The following is a 20,671-nucleotide window of genomic DNA, read 5'->3' as shown; positions in this document are numbered from 1 at the left end:
AATTTTCTTCAACGTTTCAGTTTCAACCCGGAACATTGGCGTTATTTTGTCCAATGCTCGAGCTCCGAGCGGCAACGACCGAGAAGTTTTCTTGAATGTTCATGCTCCGAGCTCGATCATTCTGGCTATTTTCTCCATCATTCCGCCTCAGAGCCTCATTGTTTGAGCGCCGACTTAAAACACCTGCGTTATTTTGTGAAATGGCCAAGAGAAAAGCACGATCTCTGCGGAAAATGACTGGAATAGATGGCGATCGGCCGGGTGTGTTCCAAATTTTGTGTAATCGGCGGTTTAGCCAAAAAGCAGGGTATGATGCGTTTACGTGTTGCACCGATCGCGGCGATGAGTTTCACGCCGTTCAGCTGTTCCCGCGGCCTCTCATTTACGTATGAGTTTTTAGAAGGGTGCTGGCAAGTTGGCGGGCTTAATTACCCTAATGAATCATGTAGCCCGCCCAACCTCCTGCAATACGTTTTGCAATGCCTCTATCAACACAGACAGTTCTAGGGTAAGGCCTTTGCAAAGTTGTTCAAGCTCAGCTCGCGCTGTACCTTGCTTAATTGCGAAATTTACGGCTTCAGCCGTTTCTTCGATCCCCGTCGCTCCGAGGTTACCCATAGCCCCTTTTAGGGTATGAGCCAGACGTTTTACTTCGATTAAGTCGTTATCTGCCAGAGCTTCCGTAATCCGCTGAGCATCGTTACCGTGATGCTCGACTAACAGCCTTAACACTCTGAGATAAGCTGGCATTTTGCCGCCGACATTTCTTAGGCCGCGTTCAACCTCCAAACCGGGAATTTCCAACAAACGCTGCCGCCAGTCGGATGGCTCGACTGCTTCGCCATTTGCGGACGCGGCGTCGCGCTTGCTTGGGTTAATTGAAAGCCATTTTGCGAGTGTGGCGTAGAGTATTTTGGGTTCAACCGGTTTAGCCACGAAATCGTTCATCCCGGCGTTCAGACAGGCTTGTCGATCCTCATCGAAGGCATTCGCAGTCATGGCGAGAATGGGTATGTCTTGTCCGCCGGGCAAGGTGCGAATGATCTTGGTAGCATCCAGCCCGTCCATCTCGGGCATCTGCACATCCATCAGAATAAGATCGAAATGATGGTTGCGGGCATTTGCCACTGCCTCGAGTCCATCATTGGCGGTCTCGAGGATCAGCCCCAGTCCGCCTAAAAGCGTCAACGCCACTTCCCGGTTGATAGCGTTATCTTCGGCCAGAAGCAGGCGGGCTCCGGCGTGCCGGCTTCGAAGATCGGCTTCCGCCGATGCCGGAGAGACTGAGATTTCGACGGTGGCAGGTCCTCGACCTCGTTGCAAGCATGCGGTGAACCAGAAAGTACTGCCGTGACCGGGTCGGCTTTCCGCACCCGTCTCTCCGCCCATCAGTTCGGCAAGACGCCGGGTAATGGCCAGCCCCAAACCGGTGCCGCCATATTTACGCGTGGTGGAAACATCGGCTTGTTCAAAGGCATGGAACAGGGAGGGTAGTTTCTCCGGGGCGATGCCTGGGCCGGTGTCACGGACCTCGAAGCGTACCCATAGTCTGTCCGTGTCCTCATGCAACAGACGCGCGCGCAGGCTGACAGCCCCATGGTCGGTGAATTTCACGGCGTTGCTGGCGTAATTCAATAACGCCTGCCGCAGCCGCGTGGGATCACCTTTGAGCCAGAGCGGCACGCTATCGGTGTCAACTTCCAAGGTTAAGTCTTTACATAGTGCTTGCTCCTTGATGAAGTCCCGCACCTGATCAAAAATTGAGGCCAACGGAAAATCGACGTTTTCCAAGACTAGGTGCCCAGCCTCAATTTTGGAGAGATCCAAAATGTCATTGATGATGGCGAGCAGGTGCCTGCCGGCAGTGTCGATTTTGTTGATACGCTCCATTTGCATGGGGGTGGGCTGTTCGAGCTGCAGAATGTGGGTCAAGCCCAGAATGGCGTTCATCGGTGTGCGGATTTCATGACTCATGTTAGCCAGGAAAGCGCTTTTGGCATGATTGGCGGCGTCCGCCAATGCCTTGGCTTTTTCCAGTTCGGCTGTCCTGCTGGCTACTAATATTTCTAACTGATCACGGTGTTGCTTGAGTTCTTCCTGAGCCCGTTTGCTTTCCGTAATGTCTTGAACGATGCCCACGGCGACCTTACTTTTACCATCCGTTCTAGTTACGCGAAACCGCCCGGCAACCATAATCCAGCGAATCTCTCCATCTGTTCGGCGAATTCTGCATTCGAAATGCCTTTCACATCCAGTGCTATACGCTTCCTGGAGTAATGCCGAGACGTTGGGCTGGTCATCCGCCAGCACATGTTCCAGGAACTTCTCGGCGGACCATGCAGACTCTAAATCAGAATAGCCAAAAATACGGGCATGTTCTATCGAACGATACGCTGCATGCGTTTCCAAGTCGACTTCCCAAGCACCTGTATTACACATCTCCAGAGCGAAGTGCAGCCGTGCTTCACTCTCACGTATCGCAAGGTCCGCTTCTTTTAATTCTTGTATGTCGGTACAGGTGCCGTACCACTTTTCAATCCGGCCTTGCTCATTTAACAGCGGCACGCCGCGGATCAACCACCAGCGATAAACGCCGTCCGCCCGCCGCATGCGGCATTCGATGGAGTAGCTGTCATTATGCTGGGTCGCACGCTGCCAAGCCTCCCATGCGAAATGTCTATCCGCCGGGTGTAAAACGGAAATCCAGGCATGACCATAACTTTCCTCGAGTGTAAGCCCGGTATATTCGACCCAGCGTTGGTTGTGGTAGATGTTCCAGCCGTCTGGCCGTGTTGCCCAGACCATTTGCGGCATTGTTTCCGCCAAAGAACGAAATTCGCGTTCCGCTTCTTGGATGCGTAACTGGGTTTCGGCTTCATTGCGCAACCGGGAGACGCCAATGCACGCGCCAACATGGGCCAGTAATTCGCGGGCGCTGAAGGGTTTTGTCAGGTAGTCGTCGGCACCGTGTTTCAGTCCTTCGATGCGCGCTTCTTCGCCTGCCCGAGCAGACAGTAAAATGATGGGAATCGTGCTGGTTTCTTGATTTTCCCGCAGGGCGCTAAGCAAACCGATGCCATCCAGGCGCGGCATCATAATATCGGTCAGGACAAGCGCGGGGCGAAGTTCGCGCACGGCTGCTAAAGCGGCTTCGCCGTCATGCACGGCAGTGACATCATAGCCCTGTTCTTGCAAAAGCCGGGTAATATAACTGCGCATGTCGGCGTTATCGTCAGCGAGAACGATGCGAGTACCGACCCTGGAATTTAGCGCTGTTGATTGATCTGTTCCGGTTTGCTCGCTTGTGTCATTTTCAGTCTCAAGTTCCCAGTGGAATGCTTCATCGGCGAAAAATTCGGCTCCAATCGAATAAGAGTGCGGTGCCAAGGATGGATGGATGTGCTCCGCTGGCAAATGCGCGGTGCCGGTGAGGATCATTAAGGTAAAAGTGCTTCCAACACCTGGCGTGCTCGTTACACTGACTTGGCCGCCATGCAATCGGGCTAATTCCTGTACCAGCGCCAGACCGATACCAGTGCCCTCATTAGTGCGCGAGTGAACGTTTGGAACCCGATGGAAGCGGTCAAATACATGTTCAAGCTGGTCTTCCGCTATACCAACACCGGTGTCGCGCACTGTCAGTTCAACCCAGTGTCCGCACCAGCGCAGTGCCAGCTCTATTTCGCCTACGAAGGTATGCTTATAAGCGTTGCTCAGCAGATTGAGGACTATCTTTTCCCACATTTGCCGATCCACATACAGTGGTTCCGGCAATGCGGGGCAGGAGACGATAAACTGCAAGCCCGCCTTGTCGGTGGCAGAACGGAATAAACTGGCGAGTTCGGCGGTATAGGAGGCCAGATCGGTCGCTTCATAAGCCGCTTCCATTCGGCCGGCCTCGATGCGCGAAAAATCGAGGAGCGAATTCACTAATTTCAGTAGACGCAAGCTATTCCGATGCACGAGGCTAAGCTGCTCGTACTCGGTTGCGGCGGGGTTCATGCCATCGGGAGCGAAACGGGCCAACAACTCCTCAAGCGGTCCCAGCACCAGCGTTAGCGGTGTGCGAAATTCATGGCTGACGTTGGCGAAGAACTGTGTTTTTAGGTCATCCAATTCCAGCGTTTTGGCATACAACCGGGACAACTCCTCGTTGGCAGCCTTTAATTCAGCACTAGCCGATGCGATCTCTTTACTGCGGGCGAAAAGTTCAACTTCCATTTTTACGGCCTGGGCGCTTAAGGCTTCGTTGAGCTGGCTTTGTTCAACGCCCTGCTGTTTGACGCGGATAAAATCCGTTAAATCTTCAGCCCGATGTATAACGTAGGCGACACGACCGTCCTTGCCGAGAATGGGGATATGCATCGGACTCCAATAGCGCTCCTCAAAGCCATCACCGTCGGGTTTGGGAATATCGTATTTCTGCACCGGCATGGTGTCCGGTTTGCCTGACAGCAAGACGCGCTGCAAGGATGCTCGTAAATTTCGCTGACCTTCCGCGGTAGGGTCATCAGGATTATCGGGAAATATTTGAAACATCGTTTTCCCCAATATATTCTCCCGACAGGTTAAGGTAGCGCGGGCGTAGGCATTACTGACTGCGACAATCTCTAATTTCGCATTTAAAACCAGATATAGATCGGGCGAAGATTCGAATAGCAAGCGAAAATCCAAATCGTCATCTATTGGTTTGAAATTATTCATTATTTGAAACAACCGTTACCTAATTTCCATTAAAGATATAAAAAACTGAAATTCCGATTTGTTGAATGCCATTTATATCGTCAGCTTTTTTGTGCGTTGCAAAATTGGATTATGGTGCTGCATGGTCGATTGATATTAAAGCTATTTTTCATTATTTATTTCACACGATATATCCACCTGTGACACAAATCATGAAAAGCTTCGGATTTTGTGCCACGAATATTGAAAAATTTCGAACCCTTAAATTCTGACAGTGCAGGGTCGGCCATTAAAAAACGATCAAGATTTTCAATGTTGAAAGTTAGGCTTTCCTGACGCCATACCACAGGCATAGCTTTCCCCATAAGCGTAAGCTAAGGTCATTTCGGATTTTCGATTTCTCCCCTAATGCGTCTGATTGTCTTATCAAAACTCATTGCTGAACGGTCATCGACCGAGGGGATAAAGCGAGAATATGTAAATGCTCAACCCTCCAATTGTCGGATATTAACTGGTCAACCAATTAATTACTGTCAAAGGCTGCTCCGGATCGGTTTTGCTCCTTCAGCTCTGATAGAGCAAGTATGGCCATTAGGTTGGCGGTCAGGGATTTTAAATTTTCCGACTGCTGAAGGCTCTAGAGCGGCCGCCGGTCATATTGCAATGGTGATCGATTGATCATAATGCTCACGAGAGAAATTAAGTTTCTTCAATACCGTCACAACCTTTCCGAAAGAAGCTTGAAGAATTTAGCTGCATTATTTCTAGTCAATAAAGGCATTCTTTCCGTCGAATCAGCTCACTCGCTCAGCTTTTGTCAGTACGCTTTGCAGGGCAGCAATTAATGCCGACAGCTCCGTGACAAGTACTTCAATAAGTTGTGCGATATCAGCATGAGCCTTCCCTTGTTTAATTGCAAAATTGACCATCTCGGTCATTTCTTCGACCCTTGTCGCTCCGAGGTTACCTATGGCCCCTTTTAAGGTATGCGCCAGTCGCTTTACTTCGGTTAAATCATTAACTGCCAGAGCTTGCGTAAGTTGCTGCGGATCGTTCCCGTGATGTTCGATCAACAACCTTAATATCTTGAGATAAGTAGCCATTTTGCCACCCACATTTCTCAACCCGCGCTCAACATCCAAACCGGGAATGTCCGACAAATGCTGTTGCCAATCGCTTAGCTCGACGACTCCGTCGCCTCCGGGTTCGGTGTTAAGCTTATTGCGAGCGAGCGAAAGCCATTTGGCGAGATTGGCGTATAGAATTTTGGGTTCCACCGGTTTTGCCACGAAATCGTTCATGCCGGCGTTCAGACAGTCCTGCCTATCTTCATCGAATGCATTCGCAGTCATCGCGAGAATGGGGATCTCTTGCCCACCCGGTAAAGAGCGGATAATCCTGCTGGCATCCAGTCCGTCCATCTCAGGCATCTGTACATCCATCAGGATCAGGTCGAATGACTGGCTACGTACCTTTTCCACCGCTTCCAGCCCATCTTTAGCTGTATCAAGGATCAAACCAAGTCCGCCTAAAAGCTCTAACGCCACCTCCCGGTTGATTAGGTTGTCCTCCGCCAAGAGCAATCGAGCACCGGCATGCTTGCTCCGCAATTCGGCTTCCGCCGCTTCCTGAGAGATCGAGTTATCAACGGTGGCTTGCTCTCGACCTCGCTGCAAACGCGCGGTGAACCAGAAGGTACTGCCGAAGCCAGGTTGGCTTTCAGCGCCCGCTTCGCCGCCCATCAGTCCGGCCAAGCGCCGGGTGATAGCCAGACCCAAACCCGTGCCGCCGTATTTACGCGTGGTGGAGGCATCGGCTTGTTCGAAAGCATTAAACAGGGTGGTTAGTTTCCCAGGCGCGATTCCTGGGCCAGTGTCCCGGACTTCGAAACGTAACCCTAGCTCTTCGGCATTCTCACTCAGCAGGCGCCCCTTGATGCTGATCGTACCGCGATCCGTGAACTTAACGGCATTACTGGCATAGTTCAGCAGCGACTGACGCAATCGGGTTGGATCACCCTTAAGCCAGAGCGGCAAATGATCAGTGTCGATCTCTATTGCCAAGCCCTTGCTCAGCGCTTGTTCCTCGATGAGGTTGCGGACTTGGTCAAAAACAGCGGTTAGGGGAAAGTCGATGTCTTCCAGAATCAGGTGGCCGGCTTCGATCTTGGACAGGTCCAGGATGTCATTGATGATGGAGAGCAGATGCCTGCCAGCGGCGTCGATTTTGTTGATGCGCTCCATTTGAGTAGCATTCGGCCGGTCACGCTTCAGAAAGTGAGTCAATCCCAGAATGGCGTTCATCGGCGTGCGGATTTCATGGCTCATATTGGCCAGAAAAGCGCTCTTGGAGCGATTGGCGGCATCCGCCGACGCCTTGGCCTGTTCAAGTTCAGTCGTCCGGCTTGCTACCAACTTTTCCAGATGATCGCGGTGTTGCTTGAGTTCTTCAAGTAGTCTGCGCTGACTACTGATGTCCGCTTGCGTCCCAATCATGCGTAGCGGTTTACCATCCGCATCCCGGCTTATCACCATACCTTGGGAATGTGTCCAAATATATTTGCCACTGCGATGTAGCAAGCGGTGCTCGGATTCAAAGAATGCTGATTCACCACGCTGATGATCTTGTAATGCCGTTAATGCCATAGGCAGGTCATCCGGATGCACAAGGTCAAGCCATTCCTCGTATCGGCCGGAGAGTTCACTTTCGCTAAAGCCCAACATGGCCTGCCACTGCTTGGAAAAAAATACAGTATTGCTTACCAAATCCCAATCCCAAACTCCCTGATTGCCGCCTTCCAGGGCAAATTGCCAACGCTTTTCGGCAATATTAAGTGCCGCCAGTTCTTCGGTTCGAGCCTTTATATTTGCCTCAAGCTCCGCATTCAGTAATTCCAATTTTTCCTGTGCGCGCTTACTATCGGTGATGTCTTGGATAATGCCTACTGCAACTGTTTTATTGCCATCCAATCTATTGACGCGAAATCGCCCAGCCCCCATAACCCATCGAATCTCGCCATCTGTCCGGCGAATTCGACATTCGAAACGCCTTTCGCCGCCGGTGCGAAACGCTTCGGTGATTAATGCAGCCATGTCTGGCCGATCTTCCTCCACCACATGTCCCAGAAATATTTCGGCCGACCAGGGAGACTCCAAGTCCGCATACCCAAAAATACGGGCGTGTTCTATCGAGCGATAAGCCGTGTGCGTCTCCAAGTCCAATTCCCAGGCACCTGTATTGCACATTTCCAAAGCATAGTGAAGCCTGGCTTCGCTTTCACGTATAGCGAAGTCCGCTTCTTTCAAATCTTGAATATCGGTACAGGTGCCATACCATTTTTGAATCTCACCTTGTTCATTTAGCAGCGGCACGCCTCGGATCAGCCACCATCGATAGAGGCCATCAGCGCGTCGTAACCGGCATTCCACGGAATAAGTTTCGTTATGTTGCGTCGCACGTTGCCATGCTTCCCAGGCGTGTTGTCTATCATACGGATGAACTGCGTTTATCCAGCTATGGCCATAACTTTCTTTAAGCGTAAGGCCGGTATATTCCATCCACCGCTGGTTGTGATAGACATTCCAACCGTCCGGCTCAGTCGCCCAGACAATTTGCGGCATCGTTTCCGCCAGTGCGCGAAATTCGCGTAAATTTTCTTGCAAGCGCAATTGAGTTTCCGCGTCCTTGCGTAGCTTAGAAATTTCCAGGCATGCACGGACTCGCGCCACTAATTCGCGTGCCCCGAAGGGTTTAGTCAGATAATCGTCAGCCCCTTGCTTTAGTCCGTCTATGCGCGCTTCTTCTCCGGCCCGAGCTGACAGCAAGATAATAGGGATCGTGCTGGTTTCCGGATCTTCCCGTAGCGCGTTAAGCAAACCTATCCCATCCAGACCCGGCATCATAATATCGGTCAGGACCAGGTCGGGGCGATGGTCGCGGACCGCGGCTAAGGCGGCTTCGCCATCATGTACAGCAGTCACTGCATAGTCTTGCTCCTGCAACAGCCGGGCGACATAACGGCGCATGTCGGCGTTGTCATCGGCTAATAGGATGCGCGCACCGGCGCTGGAGGAGGGTGCTTGAAATTTACCCGTTCCGATTTGTTTAGCCGGGTAATTCTCATGTTCCGTGCCAATTGCCCAACTGGATGCTTCATCTTTGAAAAAGTCAGCGGCGGTCAGATGGGCGTTAGGTGTCTGGGAAAGATGGATGTGTTCTGTTTGCAAATGCGCCTTGCCGGTCAGGATGCTCACGGTAAAGGTACTGCCAACGCCCGGCTGGCTTTTTACATGAACTTCGCCGCCGTGTAATCGGGCCAGTTCCTGTACCAGCGCCAGACCGATGCCGGTGCCCTCATGGCTACGTGAACGAACGTTTTGTACCCGATGGAAACGGTCAAAAACATGTACCAGCTGATCTTCCGCAATACCGATGCCGGTGTCGCGCACAGCCAGTTCCACCGATGTTCCGCACCACTGTAGCGTCACCTCAATCTCGCCTTCAAAGGTATGCTTAAATGCATTACTCAAAAGGTTGAGAACAATTTTTTCCCACATCTGCCGATCCACATACACCGGCTCCGGTAAGGCCGGGCAAGACACGATGAGCTTCAGACCGGCCTTGTCGGTGGCCGACCCGAATACGCTGATAAGTTCGGTGGTAAAACCGGCCAGATCGGTAGGCTCATACGCAGCATCCATCCGGCCGGCCTCGATACGCGAAAAATCCAGCAAGGCGTTGACCAGCTTAAGCAGGCGCATGCCATTTCGATGTACGAGGCCCAATTGCTCGTATTCGTCAGTGGCGGGATTGAGGTCATTCGGAGCGAAGCGAGTTTGTAACTCTTCAATCGGCCCGAGCATCAGTGTGAGCGGCGTGCGAAACTCATGGCTTACATTACTGAAAAATACCGTTTTCGACCGGTCCAGTTCCATTAGGGCTTCGGCCCGACGGCGTTCTTCCTCATAGGAATGCGCCTTAACCAAGGGAATTGTGGCCGAAGCTCCCAGCATTTCATAAAAATTTCGATAAGCGTCGTCTAGCTCACGGCGCGAGCTTATTCCCGCCACCAATAGAGCATCGGGACGATCTTGGCCCTTAAAGCATAACGGCAGTATTAGCGCGGACTTGGGTGGTTCGGGATAAGGTTCGCAGCAGAACGGTTCAAAGCGCACCTGTAAATCGTCCACTTGCTTGCACTTCCCGGTTTGCGCTACTTCGGCAAGCGGCCAGCCTGATAACGTCTCCAATGCCATGTCCACGTGTTCAGGGGTACAGTCATTGTTATGCTGAAGCCCAACGTTTTCGGCCAATATAGCTTGCCGGTTTTCATGATCCAGCTTAAAAAACAGCGCAAACGGGACATCAAGAGATTGTCCGGCAAGGGTTAGTGCAAGTTGAGCCAGGGTTTCGTCGATATTCCTCGCATCGGCGGTGTGGCTGGCAATGTCGCGCAGTATCTGCAAGCGGCGCTCGGCCAGCGATTGTTGGGTCAGTTCGACAACCGGATGAAATAAACCGCCTATAGCCCCGGATTCATCGTGAATTGGGCTGAAAGAAAAGCTAAAGAAGGTTTCTTCCAGATAGCCGTTTCGATCAATAAACAGCCTTTGGTTGGTCAGGAACGCACTCTTTCCGTTGGTTGCGCTTTCAAAGGCTTCGCCTATTACAGGCCAGGCGGAGAGCCAGCATTCCTTGAAATCTTGACCCATCGAATACGGGTGTTTGGCCCCGCAAATAGGCCAGTATCCATCGTTGTAAATTTGCGTCCGTTCAGGGCCCCAGGCGATAGATATTGGAAAATTGGAAGAAAGACAAAGGCTGACCGTGGTTCGCAAACTTTGCGGCCACGATTCGATCGGTCCGAGTGGGGTTTTAGACCAATCCTTCGCAGCAACGACTCTACCCATTTCGCCGGCATTTTGCAGCCAATGTGGTGAATTGATAACGTTTGTCATTGTTTCCTTAACCGGCAAGTAATAGAGCCTTTGGATAAAGGTAATTTAATTAGACAGTATAGATCGGCTTCCGTACGCTGCTAGGGAACATCTGATTAATGCGGTTTTCAAAAAAATCGATGCGTACATCATTGATTTAATTGGTTCTTAAATTCTAGATAACGAATTCATCATAGGTTTTTTAGGGTTTTGTCTTGAGCATTTGCTGAGTTTGGAATTTGTAGCCAGACGAAAAAAATTTAAGTGATTCTTTTAATTTTCAATGAGCGCAAACTAATTTCCTTTTTAAACATTTGTTTTGATTACCGGCTTTATGTTTATTAGCCGCCGATGCAAGTTAAATTATAATTGGCAGTGAGGGGCGATACCGCCAATCCACTAATTTTAAAAAGCAGACATTCAACCAGCACCATCATATCTCTGAATGCGCGGCCTGTGGCGTGAACGATATTAGCAGTTGTTTTCGAGCGGAATAGACAGCCGTATTAGATAAGCATGCGCTCCGTGGATCCGCTATTTTCAATTGGTTTTCAGTTGTCCCGGTTTATTCTGTCTTTTGGTATATCTCTTGCTCCGTAGCTAGCTGAGCTTTGAAATGGCCGGAAATTCAAGCATTTCCTGTCGTCTTCATAACATTGCTCAAGCTCGAATGTTCGATGGCCGACAGCCGCTCGGTGGAACGAGTGGGCTGGCGGTTGCAAGCGAATGTCCGCATAACAAATTTCAAGAGGATTAGACCATGGCTGAATTTTTTATTGAGATAAGTGCCCAGGAAACCGGCGAGCATCTGGTTCACAAATCGACTTGCTCGGCGCTGCCGGCCAAGGATGCGGTTTACTACCTGGGGTCGATCAGCAATGTGGTAAGCGCGGCGAAGAAAGCCAGTGAGCGATTCACCAAACCTACCGCATGTCCGCAATGTTCGCCGGTGTGATTGTGTCGATGCCACGCGTTATTGCAAGTTGAATAGTCTTTGACGGGCGGATTGCCTGCCGGCAATTCGCCCGTCACTGCGTTACGGATTAACGGCTTCGCTATCGATTACCGCCGCCGGCCTTTGCTCGCCCTTGCCGATTTCCAGTAAATCCCAGAATAACAAGCCGCCACCCACCGCGGTCATCAAACCGAACACCATGCGCCAGACCATTGCCTGTATGAACCACGGGTGATTTTGCGCGGCAAAATAGCCCGCCCAGGTTGAGCCTTCCACGGCCCGTTCGATAAAGGATTGTTCGTAGCCGGCGATCAACAAGGCTACGGTCATGCCCATCACGCCAAGATTTAATAGCACTGCAGCGGTTTTCCAGCGCCAGCCATTGGCAAGCCCGCCGCCCATCCAGACGTTACCGCGCGCGTGCTGCGCGGCCAGATAGAAGAAAGCGATATTGATCGTGGCGTAGGCGCCGAAGAAGGCTAAGTGGCCATGCGAAGCCGACCATTGGGTGCCGTGGGTATACAGATTGATTTGCGGCAGCGTGTGCATGAATCCCCAGACGCCGGCGCCGAGGAAGTTGCCGAAGGCGTGAGCGATGATCCAGGCCAGGGCTGGGTGGTTGCTGTTTTTAAATTTATGCGCACCGGCGTCGTAAATAGAATGCACTACCATCGCCACCAGCGGAATCGGTTCCAGCGCGGAGAAGAAACCGCCGATGGTAAACCAGTATTCCGGGGTACCGATCCAGAAATAATGATGCCCAAGGCCCAAGATGCCGGAGCCGAACATCAACGCCACTTCGATATACAGCCAGGTTTGCACGACCTTACGGCGTACGCCCAGCAATTTCATCAAGCTCCAGGCCATGATGCAGCCTACCAGCACTTCCCAGGTAGCTTCCACCCATAAATGGATTACCCACCACCACCAGTATTGATCGACGGAAATGTTGGTGACGTAAAACATGCCGGCCATATACAAGCCGGCCAAGGCTACCAAATCCAGCGTCAACACCCCGGCTATCCCCGACCATTTGCCTTTGGCAAAGGTCGCCGCCACGTTGTAAAAGAAAGTCAGCATCACCACGACGATGCCGATGTCGGCCCAGCGCGGCGCTTCGATGTATTCGCGGCCTTCGTTGATCAGCCACAATGAGGTGTCGGTGCCGCTGCCGATTTGAATGAGCAGGTAAACCAGTACAACGATGGTGACAGCGCCGGTGAGCACCCAGAATGCCAGTTGTCCCCATTTCAGGCCGACAATTTCGACGCCGCTTTCGTCTTCCAGAAACCAGTAAACCGAGCCGAGAAAGCCGTACAGCATCCATACCACCATGGCGTTGATATGCACCATGCGATTGACGTTGAAATCCAGGATTTCATAAAGAAAGCTCGGGAAGATAAATTGCAATCCGGCCAGCAGGCCGAAGAGCAGCTGGGCCATAAACAGTACCATGGCGACGGTGAAATAATGTACCGCCAGTTTTTGGCCGCCGCTTAAATGCGGATTGGTCATGAATGCGGCGTAACCTTGCTTGCAATTGGCTGCGCAAACCCCGGCTTTTTCTTGATAGGCTTGTAGCGTCATTTATTGATCCTCTTCGCCGAGTGCGATGAAATTATGCGGGAAGCCGTTGGTGTCGATAGACGACATCCATTTCAGGAAAGCGACGATGGCTTCTGCTTCCGGCGGCGTGATGTCCAGATTCGGCATTTTGCGATTGGAGCCGTAAGTGCGGGCGTTTTTCTCAGGATCGAGCAGGAAATTCACCATTAATTGTTCGCGCGACTCTTTCGCTCCCCAGCCCTGATCCAGCCAGGCTTTGGTCAAGTCCGGCGCGTAATAGGCGCCGTTGCCGAGTAGGGTATGGCAGTTCATGCAATTTTTGGCTTGCACGGTTTTTTTGCCGTGATCGACCAGTCTTTCGGCTTCTGCTTCGCTCAGGGTTTTGCCGAACAATGGCGCGTCGTCGCCTATAGTTGGCTGATAGCGCTGCTTGGCCTTATCAAAACGATAACTGACATCTTTGTTAATCACGCTGTACGCCGGCACCCGCGGCCCACCGGCGCTGATCTGCTTTAGCGAATCGAAGGTTAAAATCACCAACAGCACGAAGGAACCGCCGGTGACCCAAATCGCGGTTTTTTTCCAGAATGTTTCCGACGCCCAGCGCGGGACTTGTTCAGTCATGACGACCTCCAGATTGATGTGAGTTATGAGTGTCTTCGTCGTGCGTCGCGGCGCACAATTTCCAGATCAGACGGGGCATCCAGCCGTAGCCTAGTACCATTAACAGCGACAGCAGCAGCCAATAATCGTTAAAATGATTAACGTAGCTGAACACGCCGACGCAAATCAGCAGTGCGGCGTAGACTAACCAGGCGGCCATTCCGAATACGCGGCGCCCGCTGATCTTGCACCAGGCGTACAACGCGGCGTAGATAGTGGCCAGTAATATGATCAACGCCGCGCTGAAAAAGCTCAGGAAAAAATCGGACAAGGCAACGGGTTCGATCAACATTAAATTTACCGCCGGAAAGTTTTATAACATGCTTTTAGAATGCAACTTTAAGCAAGTGTAGGCGTCATTAACATTTATTTCAAATACAGCTTTAACTGAACTCATCGACATGCAATTGACTGCACACACCGATTACGCGCTCCGCGTACTGATTTATCTGACTATCAACACCGATAAACTGGTGACAATTACCGAATTAGCCGAATTTTTCGGCATTTCCAGAAACCATCTGGTCAAGGTGGTACACAAATTGGGCGTCAGAGGATTTGTGCAAACGGTGCGGGGCAAGGGGGGCGGCATTCGTTTGTCGCGGCCGGCAACGGAGATTAGCGTCGGTAGCGTGGTGCGGGAAGTGGAAGGGCACTTTCAGATGGCCGAGTGTTTTAATCCAAAAAAGCAAGGCCATTGCGCCCTGCAAACCGGCTGCGGCTTGATAGGCCTATTAGGTGGCGCGCTGGAGCAATTTTTACAGACGCTGGATAAAGCGGTATTGAGTGACTTGGTGACCGGGCCTATTGTCGGGAATGAAATACCCGGCCTCGTTGAAATACAGCGCCATTCGGGTTAAGGCGCGAATGTTGCGGCAAAGGTAGCTGTCGTGCCTGTGGGGTTGATTACTCGGACTTGTCAGCGATACGCGCCTACATAAGGATTACTGCGCATTTCCGCGCCAAAGGTAGACATCGGGCCGTGGCCGGGGATGAATTTCACGTCCTCGCCCAGGGGCCAAAGTTTTAACTGGATCGAGTCGATCAAGGTTTGATAATCGCCTTTCGGAAAATCGGTACGGCCTATCGAGCCTTTGAACAACACATCGCCGACCAGCGCCAGGCGTTGCTCTTCACAAAAAAACACTACATGGCCGGGCGTGTGGCCGGGGCAATGGATCACCTGTAACACTTCGTTGCCAACCTTTACCGTATCTCCGTCGTTCAACCAACGCTGCGGGGTAAATCCGGCCGATTCCGGAAAGCCGAACATCCGGCATTGCTCCGACAAGGCCTTGATCCAGAAATCGTCTTCGATATGCGGGCCGATGATCGGCAACGCGAGTTTTTCAGCCAACTCGGCCACGCCGCCGACATGATCGAGATGGCCATGGGTGACCAGAATCGATTCCAACTCCACGCCTTGCTTTTTGACTTCCTTCAGCAATACATCGATGTCGCCGCCCGGATCGACCAGGGCAGCTTTATTGGTTTGTTCGCAGACCAGTAAGGTGCAGTTTTGTAGATAGGCGGTGACGGGGATGATGGTGTAGCGCATGCTTGGCGAATGTTGGATTTGCGGGACTCCCGTTTGCACGGGAGCGAGAGTTCGGTATTTATCGGTATTTAGATGTTCAACAGCAAATGCGCCGGTGCTTCCAGGCATTCCTTGATAATACCTAAAAACTGCACCGCTTCCTTACCGTCCACCAAACGATGATCGTAAGACAACGCCAAATACATGATTGGCCGGATAACGATTTCGCCGTTTTCCACGACAGGCCTGTCCTTGATTGCATGCATACCCAGGATCGCGCATTGCGGAGGATTCAGGATGGGGGTGGATAGCATCGAACCGAAAATTCCGCCGTTGGTGATGGTAAAGGTACCGCCGCTCAGGTCTTCGACGCTGATCGAGCCGTTACGGGCTTTGTTGCCGAAGTCGTGAATGCCTTTTTCGATGCCGGCAAAATCCAGCTGATCGGCGTCGCGCAGAATTGGCACGATCAAGCCGCGTTGGGTGGTGACGGCAATGCCGATGTCGTAATAGCCGTGATAAATGATGTCGTTGCCGTCGATGGAGGCGTTAATGGCCGGGAAGCGTTTTAGGGCTTCTATCGAGGCTTTGACGAAGAAAGACATGAAACCCAGCTTGATATTGTGTTTGGTCTCGAAACGGTCTTTGTATTGATTACGTAAATCGATTACCGCCTTTAAATTAACTTCGTTAAAAGTGGTGAGCATCGCCGCGTTTTGCTGGGCTTGCAGCAAGCGCTCCGCGACTTTGGCACGCAAGCGGGTCATCGGCACGCGCTGTTCCGGGCGCAAGCTGGCGATAGCGGTAGCCGATAGCGGCGAATGCGTGGTCTCCTGAGCGGACGTTGATGTTTGCGGCACCTCTTGCGTTTGCTCGTTCAAGAATCCCAGAACATCGCTCTTTAGAATTCTGCCGTGCTTGCCGGAGCCTGAAATGGCTTGCGGGTCCAGGTCTTTTTCGGCGACTAATTTGCGCACGGAAGGGCTCAGGATAGCCTCTTCGGATTTTTCGGCCGTGGCGACAGGTTTAGCTTGCTGTGCGTCCAGTTTTGCCAATAGTTGGCCGCCGATCACGGTTTCTCCGTCCTGCACGACGAGCTCGACCAGCGTGCCGGATTTCGGTGCCGGCACTTCCAGAATGACTTTGTCGGTTTCGAGATCGGCCAGATTATCGCCTTCGTTAACCCACTCGCCGGCTTGTTTGTGCCAGGCGACCAAGGTGGCGTCGGACACCGATTCGGGAAGGCTGGGGACCAGAATTTCAAAGCTCATGTGTATTTCCTTCGTTGCTGCCATAGAGCGCGGCGTGGACCACCGCGCGTTGTTCGTTGAGATGGGTTTTGTAATTGCCGACTGCCGGCGCCGCCGAGGCAACTCGGCCGGCGTAGCTAATCGGAATATTCTTATCTATCAGGTCGAAAAAATGGTGTTTGCTTTGGTACCAGGCACCTTGGTTTTTCGGTTCTTCCTGACACCAGACGATATGTTCAATATTAGGATATTTATCGATTTCCCGTTTGAATTGCTCGTTGGGGAAAGGATACAACTGTTCGATACGGATGATGGCGACATGGCGCAGTTGTTCCTGTTCCAGGCGGCGAGTTTCCAACAGATCGTAATATACTTTGCCGGCGCACATGACTAACCGAGTCACGTGGTAAGGATCGATATCGTCTTGTTCGCCTATTACATTCAGGAATTCGCCGTCGGTCAAATCGGCTAAGGTCGATACCGCCAGTTTATGGCGCAACAGGCTCTTCGGACTCATCACGATCAACGGCTTGCGGTATTGACGCAGCATTTGCCGGCGCAGCAAGTGAAAAATTTGCGCGGGCGTGGTGGGGATGCAGACCTGGATGTTTTGATCGGCGCACAGCTGTAAATAGCGCTCCAGACGGGCCGAGGAGTGCTCCGGGCCTTGACCTTCGAAGCCATGCGGTAACAGCATTACCAGGCCGCTGAGCTTGCCCCATTTGGTTTCGCCGGAGGCGATGAACTGGTCTATCACCACTTGCGCGCCATTGGCGAAATCGCCGAATTGCGCTTCCCAAATCACCAGTTTGTTCGGTTCAGTGGAACTGTAACCGTACTCGAAACCCAATACGCCGGCTTCGGACAATAGCGAGTTGAAAATCTGCGCTCGGCCCTGATTTTCGCTTAAATGTTTCAGCGGGATGTGGTTTTCGCCGTTGGCCTGATTCAACAAAATCGCGTGGCGGTGCGAGAATGTGCCGCGGCCTATGTCCTGGCCGGTTAGGCGCATATTGTACTTTTCCAGCAGTAAGGTAGCGTAAGCCAGATTTTCCGCGAAGCCCCAGTCCATGGGAATTTCGCCGGCGGCCATTTTATTCCGGTCTTCCATGACCTTGGCGACTCTTGGGTGCAATTCAAAACCGTCCGGCAAGCTTTGCAGTCGTTGGTTACAGAACTGGATATAGTCCAGCGTTACCGAGGTGTTGGCCGGGGTATCCCAATGTTTGTTTTGATAAGGTACCCAGCGCGCCGAATAGGAATATATGTTGTTTTCAATAATCGGCCGCGACACGGGCTGGCCTTCATTGAGCAGTTGTTGGTAATCCTGCTCCATTTTTTGCACCATGTCTTCCGTGATTACGCCTTCCGCGATCAATTTTTGCGCGTAGATTTGCGGTGGGGTTTGGTGGTCGCGGATGGATTTATACATCATCGGCTGGGTAGCGGCCGGTTCGTCGGCTTCGTTATGGCCGTGGCGGCGGTAGCAAATCAGATCTATTACCACGTCTTTATGAAAGGTGTTTCGGTAATCCAGTGCCAGCTGCGTGACGAAAATCACCGCTTCCGGGTCGTCGCCGTTAACGTGAAATACCGGCGCCTGGATCATGTTGGCGACGTCGGTGCAATACAGGGTCGAGCGGGCATCGAACGGGTTGCTGGTGGTAAAGCCGATTTGATTGTTGATGACGATATGCACGGTGCCGCCGGTAGAGAAGGCGCGAGTTTCCGACATGTTTAAAGTTTCCATCACAATACCCTGGCCGGCAAAGGCGGCGTCGCCATGGATCAGTATCGGTACGATGGCGTCGAAGCCGTCGACGCCATGTCTATCCTGGCGGGCTTTTACCGAACCTTCCACTACCGGATTGATGATTTCCAGGTGGGACGGATTGAAAGCCAGTGTCAAATGAATCGGGCCGCCCGGCGTGGCGATGTTGGAGGAAAAGCCTTGATGATATTTGACGTCGCCGGTCAGCACGCCGGGAGAGGAGGTGTGAGTGCCTTCGAATTCGCCGAACAGCACCGCCGGACTCTTGCCCAATATATTAATGAGTACGTTCAAGCGGCCGCGATGGGCCATGCCGATCACGATTTCCTTGCCTTTATGTTCGCCGGCGCGCTGGATTAATTCGTCCAGGACCGGAATCAAGGACTCGCCACCTTCCAGTGAAAATCGTTTTTGGCCGACGTATTTGCGGTGCAGAAATTTTTCCAAACCTTCAGCGGCAATCAACAACTTTAAGAGCCATTGGCGCTTTTCTGGATGGCTGCTGAAATCGGGTTTGGCGCCTTCCAGTTTGTCCTTGATCCAGCGTTTTTTCTCGTCGTCAACGATGTGCATGTATTCGCTGCCGATGCTGCCGCAGTAAATTTCGTTCAGCGTCTGGATAATGGCTTTTAAGGGCAGGCGATCGACGCCGCAAAGGCCGCCGGTGTCGAATAGCGTGCTCATGTCCGCTTCCGTTAAGCCGTAATAGACGGGCTCCAAATCGGCGGGAATGCTTTGCGATTTGCCAAGCGGGTTATTAGCGGCTATCTGGTGACCTTTTACGCGGTAGTGATTGATCAAGCGCGCGACGGCCGATTGCTTTTTCACGCTTTGCTCGGTGAATCCCTGCATCCTGGCCAGCCGCCCAGGCTCGGCGATCGCCAACTTTTCGAAGCGTTCCACAATGACGCTATGCGGCGTGTCTTCCATCGCGCCGCTGCGAATGTGGTCGAAGCGCTGTCGCCAGCTTGGGCTGATGGCTTCGGGATCGCTCAGGTACTGTTCGTACAAGTACTCGATGAAGTGGGCGTTGCCTCCGTACAATGAGGAGGACTCTTCGAATTGTTTAAGCAAGCTACTCATGCAAACATCCAGGTTTTCGGCAAGTTGAACCGATTATGTTAGAACTAAAATGTTATATTACCAAGGACAAAGTGTAGCAACGGGCTAGTGAATAAAATGATTCCAGTATTATCTGGTCGATTCAGTATCGGGAAAAAAACATGGCTGATAATAAAGTAGTTATCAAAATAAATTACGATAAGAAACCTGCAAGCTTAAACACGGTGCCGCAAACGGTAACGGTTTGGCATATTCGCCGGATAGTGATTGCGGCTCTGGTAATTGTATTGCTGATAATATTATTAATTTCATGGTTTAGCGGCGATAACGAAGGTAGCCATTCTCAGATCGATTCCGCGGAAAAAGTTCAACAATTTAATAACCCCGTGGCTGAGCATGATGATCGGCAAGCGCTTGTCGCGCCTGTTGCGCCGGAAGTGCCGGCTGCCGTTATTGCACGAAAGGAACCGGCGAATCTCGAAAGTGTTAAAAAAGTCGACACTATAAAAAGGCCTGCAGCCGTTATATTGGACAGCAAAGTTATCCGGGCTTCTTTGAATGGCCGGCCGAAAGATAACGAGCCGGGCGAGCCGATAAAGTCGCCGGTTAGAATCTTGCCAAATCAGCCCTCCGAGTTGTTTTATTTTAGCGAAATAAGAAACATGCGAGGTAAGACGCTGTTTCATCAATGGTTGCGCAATGGCCAAATCGTGCAGCAAAAACAGTTGGATATGAAAGATAAAATATCCAAGGTCTGGTCTAGTAAAACCTTGTTGGCTAAAGATAAAGGCGCATGGCAAGTGCAGTTGACGGACAAAAAAGGCAAGGTATATTCCGAGGTCAATTTTTTAGTAAACGCCGAATAATAGTTTTATTTGCAAACGCCGGGTGATAGAATCAGTTGCGTTTTTTGATTAACGAGGAAAATATGACTGACTTTAATAAACTCTCCGAGGCCGAATTACAGGCTGTTATCGATAATGCCGAAAAAGCATTAAAAGAAAGACAATCCAGTAAACGCAAAGAAGTTATTGCGCAAATAAAGGAATTAGCGGCTTCTATCGGCGTAACTGTCGATATTCAAGACGGCGAGAAAAAATCTGAAAGAAAGACCGGTAAAGTTGCGGCAAGATACCGCAGCCCTAACGATGCTTCCCTAACTTGGTCCGGTCGCGGATTGGCACCAAAATGGATGCAGGAACTGTTGGCGGCAGGTCGCAATAAAGCCGAATTTGAAATTAAATAATC

Annotated in this window: 12 protein-coding genes; 4 read left to right on the top strand and 8 right to left on the bottom strand. The window is 51.6% G+C overall.

Features of this window, described 5'->3' with window-relative positions:
* Positions 1-441: 441 nt before the first annotated feature.
* Both ACH50O_RS08190 and ACH50O_RS08185 read right to left on the bottom strand, forming a co-directional pair.
* Positions 442-4,704, bottom strand: a complete 4,263-nt coding sequence (locus ACH50O_RS08190; protein ID WP_446811530.1) for a response regulator — start codon at positions 4,702-4,704, stop codon at positions 442-444.
* Between the two features lie 773 nt (positions 4,705-5,477).
* Positions 5,478-10,640 carry a response regulator gene (locus tag ACH50O_RS08185; RefSeq protein WP_446811529.1) on the bottom strand — a complete coding sequence of 1,721 codons (5,163 nt, stop codon included), beginning with the start codon at positions 10,638-10,640 and terminating at the stop codon, positions 5,478-5,480.
* A 739-nt stretch (positions 10,641-11,379) separates the two neighbouring features.
* Here ACH50O_RS08185 and ACH50O_RS08180 point away from each other — a divergent pair.
* The gene (locus ACH50O_RS08180) at positions 11,380-11,574 is read left to right on the top strand and encodes a hypothetical protein (RefSeq protein ID WP_446811528.1); all 195 of its coding nucleotides are present in this window, start codon (positions 11,380-11,382) and stop codon (positions 11,572-11,574) included.
* 81 nt (positions 11,575-11,655) lie between these two features.
* On the opposite strand, the gene ACH50O_RS08175 is transcribed toward ACH50O_RS08180, so the two are convergent.
* Genes ACH50O_RS08175 through ACH50O_RS08165 form a run of 3 tightly spaced genes read right to left on the bottom strand, consistent with a single transcriptional unit; the run spans position 11,656 to position 14,095 of the window.
* Positions 11,656-13,161 carry a cbb3-type cytochrome c oxidase subunit I gene (locus ACH50O_RS08175; protein WP_446811527.1) on the bottom strand — a complete coding sequence of 502 codons (1,506 nt, stop codon included), beginning with the start codon at positions 13,159-13,161 and terminating at the stop codon, positions 11,656-11,658.
* Positions 13,162-13,764 (bottom strand): c-type cytochrome, encoded by a 603-nt coding sequence (locus ACH50O_RS08170; RefSeq protein WP_446811526.1) that lies wholly within the window; start codon positions 13,762-13,764, stop codon positions 13,162-13,164.
* Entirely contained in the window at positions 13,757-14,095 is a 339-nt protein-coding gene (locus ACH50O_RS08165; protein ID WP_446811525.1) for a hypothetical protein, read from the bottom strand. The genes ACH50O_RS08170 and ACH50O_RS08165 overlap by 8 nt, the downstream gene beginning before the upstream one ends.
* Positions 14,096-14,204: 109 nt before the next feature.
* On the opposite strand from ACH50O_RS08165, the gene ACH50O_RS08160 reads away from it, so the two are divergent.
* Complete coding sequence (locus ACH50O_RS08160) at positions 14,205-14,663, top strand: Rrf2 family transcriptional regulator (RefSeq protein WP_446811524.1); 459 nt, start codon at positions 14,205-14,207, stop codon at positions 14,661-14,663.
* 59 nt (positions 14,664-14,722) lie between these two features.
* Here ACH50O_RS08160 and ACH50O_RS08155 read toward each other — a convergent pair whose 3' ends face one another.
* From ACH50O_RS08155 to ACH50O_RS08145, 3 genes are all read right to left on the bottom strand, one after another.
* Complete coding sequence (locus ACH50O_RS08155) at positions 14,723-15,361, bottom strand: MBL fold metallo-hydrolase (protein ID WP_446811523.1); 639 nt, start codon at positions 15,359-15,361, stop codon at positions 14,723-14,725.
* 68 nt (positions 15,362-15,429) lie between these two features.
* Entirely contained in the window at positions 15,430-16,611 is a 1,182-nt protein-coding gene (gene odhB / locus ACH50O_RS08150) for a 2-oxoglutarate dehydrogenase complex dihydrolipoyllysine-residue succinyltransferase (protein WP_446811522.1), read from the bottom strand.
* Positions 16,601-19,444 carry a 2-oxoglutarate dehydrogenase E1 component gene (locus ACH50O_RS08145; RefSeq protein WP_446811521.1) on the bottom strand — a complete coding sequence of 948 codons (2,844 nt, stop codon included), beginning with the start codon at positions 19,442-19,444 and terminating at the stop codon, positions 16,601-16,603. Before ACH50O_RS08145 ends, odhB begins: the two co-directional genes overlap by 11 nt.
* Positions 19,445-19,584: 140 nt before the next feature.
* On the opposite strand from ACH50O_RS08145, the gene ACH50O_RS08140 reads away from it, so the two are divergent.
* Positions 19,585-20,289, top strand: a complete 705-nt coding sequence (locus tag ACH50O_RS08140; protein WP_446811520.1) for a DUF2914 domain-containing protein — start codon at positions 19,585-19,587, stop codon at positions 20,287-20,289.
* Positions 20,290-20,351: 62 nt separating this feature from the next.
* Positions 20,352-20,669: an H-NS histone family protein gene (locus ACH50O_RS08135; RefSeq protein ID WP_446812127.1), complete on the top strand. Its 318-nt coding sequence runs from the start codon at positions 20,352-20,354 to the stop codon at positions 20,667-20,669.
* Positions 20,670-20,671 lie beyond the last annotated feature (2 nt).

Source organism: Methylomonas sp. 2BW1-5-20, assembly GCF_052474515.1.
Note: the sequence above shows the minus strand (reverse complement) of the source record. Positions and strands in the feature narration are given on the sequence as shown.